General features: G+C 69.8%; 6 protein-coding genes. All 6 read left to right on the top strand.

Going from position 1 to position 6,572, the window contains the following annotated elements:
* The first annotated feature begins 243 nt into the window (after positions 1-243).
* Positions 244-1,164: a glycine--tRNA ligase subunit alpha gene (gene glyQ / locus AC1D15_RS13915; protein WP_477826446.1), complete on the top strand. Its 921-nt coding sequence runs from the start codon at positions 244-246 to the stop codon at positions 1,162-1,164.
* A gap of 5 nt (positions 1,165-1,169) precedes the next feature.
* Positions 1,170-3,266, top strand: coding sequence for a glycine--tRNA ligase subunit beta (gene glyS, locus AC1D15_RS13920; RefSeq protein WP_477826447.1), 2,097 nt, complete (start codon positions 1,170-1,172; stop codon positions 3,264-3,266).
* 39 nt (positions 3,267-3,305) lie between these two features.
* Positions 3,306-3,914, top strand: coding sequence for a D-glycero-beta-D-manno-heptose 1,7-bisphosphate 7-phosphatase (gmhB, locus tag AC1D15_RS13925; protein WP_082004422.1), 609 nt, complete (start codon positions 3,306-3,308; stop codon positions 3,912-3,914).
* Positions 3,914-4,657 carry a lysophospholipid acyltransferase family protein gene (locus AC1D15_RS13930; protein WP_047506723.1) on the top strand — a complete coding sequence of 248 codons (744 nt, stop codon included), beginning with the start codon at positions 3,914-3,916 and terminating at the stop codon, positions 4,655-4,657. Before gmhB ends, AC1D15_RS13930 begins: the two co-directional genes overlap by 1 nt.
* 22 nt (positions 4,658-4,679) lie before the next feature.
* Entirely contained in the window at positions 4,680-5,606 is a 927-nt protein-coding gene (locus AC1D15_RS13935; RefSeq protein ID WP_477826448.1) for a M48 family metallopeptidase, read from the top strand.
* 25 nt (positions 5,607-5,631) lie between these two features.
* The coding region (locus AC1D15_RS13940) for a histidine kinase dimerization/phospho-acceptor domain-containing protein (RefSeq protein ID WP_477826449.1) at positions 5,632-6,572 on the top strand (941 nt) is incomplete at its 3' end.

Genomic DNA, 6,572 nt, shown 5'->3' on the forward strand with positions numbered 1-6,572 from the left:
CAGCGCGCTTCGTGCACTGACTGTCGCCGACTGTTTGACCACAACGAACGAAGTGAGTGGCGGGAGTTTCGGCGACGGGCCGCGAAACCAGTCAGCGGAGGGAAGTCATCGCCCCCAGGGGCGATGACCGACSCGGCCGGCGAGCCACAGCCTCCCCGCACGCGCCTTCCACGCAGGCGCGCCGCCTAGAATCGCCAGTTCCGCGTTCACCCAACGCGGCGTCTCTTCCACTATCGAACCCCTATGCTGACCTTCCAGCAAATCATCCTGCGCCTGCAAGACTACTGGGACCGCCAAGGCTGCGCGCTGCTGCAGCCCTACGACATGGAGGTCGGCGCCGGCACCAGCCACACCGCCACCTTCCTGCGCGCGCTCGGCCCGGAACCCTGGAAGGCGGCCTACGTGCAGCCCAGCCGCCGCCCGAAGGACGGCCGCTACGGCCAGAACCCGAACCGCCTGCAGCACTATTACCAGTACCAGGTCGTGCTGAAGCCGGCGCCGGCCAACATCCTCGAGCTGTACCTCGGCTCGCTCGAAGCGCTCGGCTTCGACCTGAAGGCCAACGACGTGCGCTTCGTCGAGGACGACTGGGAGAATCCGACGCTCGGCTGCTGGGGCCTCGGCTGGGAGGTCTGGCTGAACGGCATGGAGGTCACGCAGTTCACCTACTTCCAGCAGGTCGGCGGCATCGACTGCAAGCCGATCACCGGCGAGATCACCTACGGGCTGGAGCGCCTGGCGATGTACCTGCAAGGCGTCGACAACGTCTACAACCTGAAGTGGACCGACACGCTGAGCTACGGCGACGTCTACCTGCAGAACGAGATCGAGCAGAGCACCTACAACTTCGAGCACAGCGACGTCGACTTCCTGCTGCAGGCCTTCGCGGCGCACGAGAAGCAGGMCACTTACCTGATGGCGCAGCAGCTCGCGCTGCCGGCCTACGAACAGGTGCTGAAGGCCGGCCACACCTTCAACCTGCTGGACGCGCGCGGCGCGATCAGCGTCACCGAGCGCGCCGCCTACATCGGCCGCATCCGCAACCTGGCGCGTGCCGTCGCGAAGAGCTACCTCGACAGCCGTGCGCGCCTCGGGTTCCCGATGGCGCCCAAGGCCTGGGCCGACGAGGTGATCGAGCAACTGAACAAGAAGAAGGCGGCCTGAGCGATATGAGCACCCACAACCTGCTGGTCGAGCTGTTCGTCGAGGAACTGCCGCCGAAGGACCTGAAGCGCTTCGGCGAGGCCTTCGCCGCGACGCTGTCCGCCGGGCTGAAGACGCGCGGCCTGGCCACCGATCATTCCGCAACCACCTCGTACGCCACCCCGCGCCGCCTCGCGGTGCACGTCAGCGCGGTGCGCGCGCAGGCCGACGACCGCGCTGTGTCGCTGAAGCTGATGCCGGTCAGCGTGGGCCTCGCCGCCGACGGCCAGCCGACGCCGGCGCTGCTGAAGAAGCTCGCGAGCGTCGGCGCCGATGCGTCGGTGCTGCCGCAGCTCAAGCGCCAGCCCGACGGCAAGGCCGAGGCGCTGTTCTACGACAGCCTCGTCAAGGGGCCGATGCTGGCCGAGGGCCTGCAAGGGGCACTCGACGAGGCCCTGGCCGGCCTGCCGATCCGCAAGGTGATGCAGTACCAGCTGGACGACGGCTGGAGCAGCGTGAACTTCGTGCGCCCGGTGCACGGCCTGGTCGCGCTGCACGGTGCCGACGTGGTGCCGCTGCGGGCGTTCGGCCTGGTGTCGGGCCGCGAGACGCGCGGCCACCGCTTCGAGGCGGCGGTCGAGCCGGTGGTGCTGCAGGATGCCGACCACTACGCGCGCCAGCTCGAAGAGCAGGGCGCGGTTATCGCGAGCTTCGCGGCGCGCCATGCCGAGATCGTGCGCCAGCTGGATCATGCGGCGAAGCAGCAGGGGCTGCAGCCGATCGACGACGCGGCGCTGCTCGACGAGGTGACCGCGCTGGTCGAGCGGCCGAACGTGCTGCTGTGCCGCTTCGAGCCGGAGTTCCTCGACGTGCCGCAGGAATGCCTGATCCTGACGATGAAGGCCAACCAGAAGTACTTCCCGCTGCTCGACGCGGCCGGCAAGCTGACCAACCAGTTCCTGGTCGTCAGCAACATCCGCCCGGCCGATGCGAGCCGCGTGACCGGCGGCAACGAGCGCGTGGTGCGCCCGCGGCTGGCCGATGCGAAGTTCTTCTTCGACCAGGACCGCAAGAAGTCGCTGGCCGATCGGGTCGGCGGGCTGGACAAGGTGGTCTACCACGGCAAGCTGGGCTCGCAGGGCGAGCGGGTGCAGCGGGTGCGGGCGATCGCCGCGGGCATCGCGAAGCAGCTGGGTGCCGACGTGGCGCAGGCCGACCGCGCCGCGCTGCTCGCCAAGGCCGACCTGCTGACCGACATGGTCGGCGAGTTCCCCGAGCTGCAGGGCATCATGGGCGGCTACTACGCGCGCCACGATCGCGAGGCCGACGAGGTCGCGCTCGCGATCGAAGACCACTACAAGCCGCGCTTCGCCGGCGATGAACTGCCGCGCGGCCAGGTCGGCGAGATCGTCGCGCTGGCCGACAAATTGGAGACGCTGGTCGGACTGTTCGGCATCGGCCAGCTGCCCACCGGCGACAAGGATCCGTTCGCGCTGCGCCGCCATGCACTCGGCGTGATCCGGCTGCTGAGCGAACGCCAGCTCGCGCTGCCGCTCGACAAGCTGCTGCACGACGCGGCGCAGGCGTTCGGCGACAGGATCACCGACGCCAGCGCCGCGCTGAGCGACTTCATCTACGAGCGCCTGGCCGGCGCGCTGCGCGAACAGGGCGCGACGGCGCAGCAGGTCGACGCCGTGCTGTCGCTGCGGCCGAAGGAGCTCGGCGACGTCGGCAAGAAGCTGGCGGCCGTGCGCGCATTCGCCGCGCTGCCCGAATCCGAATCGCTGGCGGCCGCCAACAAGCGGGTCAGCAACATCCTGAAGAAGGCCGACGGCGAGGTCGCCGAGCAGGTCGATGCGGCGCTGTTCACCGACCCGGCGGAGAAGGCGCTGCACGCCGCGCTGGTCGACATCGAGCGGATCGCCCGGCCCGCCTTCGACCGGCGCGATTTCACCGCCTCGCTGCAGGCGCTCGCGGCGCTGAAGGCGCCGGTCGACGCGTTCTTCGACCAGGTGATGGTGAACGCCGACGATCCGAAGATCCGCGTCAACCGGCTCGGCCTGCTGGCGATCCTGCGCAGTGCGATGAACCGCGTCGCCGACCTCTCCCGGCTCGCGGTGTGAACCATGCCGCGTGAAGCTCGCCCCCAGAGGTCCGATGCCATGAACCTGATCATCCTCGACCGCGATGGCACCATCAACGAAGACCGCGACGACTTCGTCAAGACGGTCGACGAGTGGGTGGCGATGCCGGGGGCGCTCGAGGCGATCGCGCGGCTCAACCACGCCGGCTGGCAGACGGTGATCGCGACCAACCAGTCGGGCCTGGGCCGCGGCCTGTTCGACATGGCGACGCTGAACCTGATGCACGCGAAGATGAACGTGCAGCTCGCGCGCGTCGGCGGGCGTGTCAGCGCGGTGTTCTTCTGCCCGCACACGCCCGAAGACCAGTGCGATTGCCGCAAGCCGCTGCCCGGCCTGTACCTGCAGATCGGCGAGCGTTTCGGCGCCGATCTGGCGAACGTGCCGGTGGTCGGCGATTCGCTGCGCGACCTCGAGGCGGCGGTGGCCGCCGGCTGCCCGCCGCACCTGGTGCGCACCGGCAAGAGCGCTGCGCTCGACGAGGCGCAGCTCGCGCAGCTGCACGAGAAGGTGCCCGGCCTGCAGGTGCATGACGACCTGACGGCGTTCGCCGAATACATGATCCAGCAGGAGCGCACGCTGCGCGGCGCCTCCGGCAAGACCGACTCCGGATTCGGAAGGCTCGATTGATGTCCAAATTCATTGCGGCGCTGCGTTCGCTGCTGTTCGTGCTGTGGATGGCGGCCACCGTGATCCCGTGGGCGGTGTTCTCGCTGATCGCGTCGATCTTCATCCGCGGCACGCCGCTGTTCTGGTTCACCACCTTCTGGCTGCGCATCGCGATCACCGGCTGCCGCTTCATCTGCGGCGTGCGCTACGAGGTGAAGGGCATGGAGAACCTGCCCGACGGCCCGGCCATCCTGCTGTCCAAGCACCAGTCCACGTGGGAGACCTTCGCGTTCCCGACGCTGATGCCGCGCCCGCTGTGCTACGTGTTCAAGCGCGAGCTGCTGTACATCCCGTTCTTCGGCTGGGCGATGGCGCGGCTCGACATGGTGCACATCGACCGCAGCAAGCGCGCGGAGGCCTGGAACCGCGTGGCCGAGCAGGGCAAGCGCTTCATGGCGCAGGGCAACTGGGTCATCATGTTCCCCGAGGGCACGCGCATCACGCGCGGCCAGCAGGGCACCTACAAGACCGGCGGCACGCGGCTCGCGGTGGCGACCGGCGCGCCGGTGGTGCCGATCGCCGTCAATTCGGCCAGTTGCTGGCCGCGCAAATCGTTCCTGGTGCGGCCGGGCCTGATCACCGTGTCGATCGGCAAGCCGATCGCGCCGGCCGGGCGCGAGGCCGACGAGCTGATGCGCGAGGTCGAGGGCTGGATCGAAGGGGAGATGCGGCGCATCGACCCCGGGGCGTACACGCCTTCGTAGCTCGCCCTTAGAATCGCGGCCCATGACTCGACGCGCGCCGGGCCCCGAAGAACCACAGCTGTCGCTGTTCGATGAGTCGCCCCCGGCAGTGTCCGCGGCCCTCTGGCCCTCGCTGCCGCGCATGCCGGTCGTCGATGCCCCTGCGGCACCACCGCCCGTCGCCCCTGCGCCCGTCTCCAGCCTGCAGCCCGCGGTCTTCCGCCATCCGCAGGCCCAGCGCGAGATCCGCCTGAACGACCACCTGGTCGGCTATGCGCTGCGCCGCGCGCGCCGCCAGAGCATCGGCTTCGTCGTCGGCACCGAGGGCCTGAGCGTGGCGGCGCCGAAATGGGTCGGCCAGCAGGACATCGAATCGGCGCTGCGCGAGAAGGCCGGCTGGATCCTGCGCAAGCTCGGCGAGCAGCAGCAGCGCGCGCAGCGGCTGCAGGCCGCCCGCGTCGACTGGCGCGACGGCACCGRCATCCCGTTCCTCGGCGAGACGGTGATCGTCGTGCTGGATCCGCGTGCCACCGGTGCCATCCTGAACACCGATGCGGCCGCGCTGCCGGGCGTGCCGCGGCTCACGCTGCACGTCGGGCTGCCGCAGACCGCGACGCCGGAGCAGATCCGCGACGCGGTGCAGAGCTGGCTGCAGCGGCAGGCGCGGCGCATCTTCGAAGACCGCTGCCGGCATTTCGCGGCGCAGCTGAACGTGCGCTACACGCGGCTGAGCCTGTCGTCGGCGCAGACGCGCTGGGGCAGCGCGAGCGCCGACGGCCGGATCCGGCTGAACTGGCGCTTGATCCACTTCGCGATGCCGAGCATCGACTACGTGGTGGCACACGAGCTGGCGCACCTGCGCGAGATGAACCACAGCCCGCGCTTCTGGGACGTGGTGCGCTCGGTGATGCCCGACTTCGAGCAGGTGCGTGGCACCTTGAAGGACGACGCGCTGCCGGTGTTCGACTGATCGGGGCGGGCACAATCCCCCGCTGATGTTCAGCCTCAACCGCTACTCCTTCCGCCAGCTGCTGCTCGTCGCCTTCCTGCTGATCGCCGCGCTGCTCAGCGCGGCCTCGCTGCGCGGCCTGTTCCAGCTCGAAGGCCTGCTGCGCCAGAGCAGCGAGGGCGCGCGCCAGGCCGTCGCGCACACCGCCGATGCGCAGGTGCTGGCCGAGCGCACCGTCGCGATGGAACGCGCCGCGCGCCAGTACCTGGTGCTCGACGACCCGGTGCTGCGCCAGCGCTTCGAGGAGGCCGCGCGCGACGCCACCTCGGCGCTCGCCCGCCTCGCCGACAACCGCATCCCGTCGAACCTGGCGGCCGACTGGCGCGCCACCGAATCCGACATCGAGGCCCAGCTGAGCGGCCCCGATCCGGCGATCCGGCTGCGCGAGGTCACCGTGACCACCGCATTCCGGGAGCTCGAGTCGATCAACGCCACGATCGCCGAGCAGGTGCGCCTGGCCACCGAGACCCGCAACCAGGTGCTGATGAGCGAGCTGGAGGCCGGCCGCACCCAGCTCGGCCGGCAGATCCTCGCGGCGATCGGCATCTCGATCGTGATGGCGCTCGGCTTCGGCCTGTGGCTCGCGCGGCCGCTGAAGCACCTGGAGCGCGCCGTCGTCAGCCTCGGCGAGAACCGGCTCGACCAGCCGATCGACATCCGCGGCCCGACCGACGTGCGCCTGCTCGGCCGCCGCCTCGAATGGCTGCGGCTGCGGCTGGCCGAACTCGATTCCGACAAGTCGCGTTTCCTGCGCCATGTCTCGCACGAGCTGAAGACGCCGCTGGCCGCGTTGCGCGAAGGCGTCTCGCTGCTCGAAGACGGCGTCACCGGCGAGCTGAGCGAGAACCAGCGCGAGGTCGCGCGCATCCTGCGCCAGAACACCCACGTGCTGCAGAGCCAGATCGAGGACCTGCTGCGCTTCAACGC

It is taken from the genome of Rhizobacter sp. P2_H2, from assembly GCF_056403375.1.

Excerpts from the sequence above, each read along its gene's own strand:
- glyS (WP_477826447.1), top strand. The coding sequence starts at position 1,170 with ATGAGCACCCACAACCTGCTGGTCGAGCTGTTCGTCGAGGAACTGCCG.
- gmhB (WP_082004422.1), top strand. The coding sequence starts at position 3,306 with ATGAACCTGATCATCCTCGACCGCGATGGCACCATCAACGAAGACCGC.
- AC1D15_RS13930 (WP_047506723.1), top strand. The coding sequence starts at position 3,914 with ATGTCCAAATTCATTGCGGCGCTGCGTTCGCTGCTGTTCGTGCTGTGG.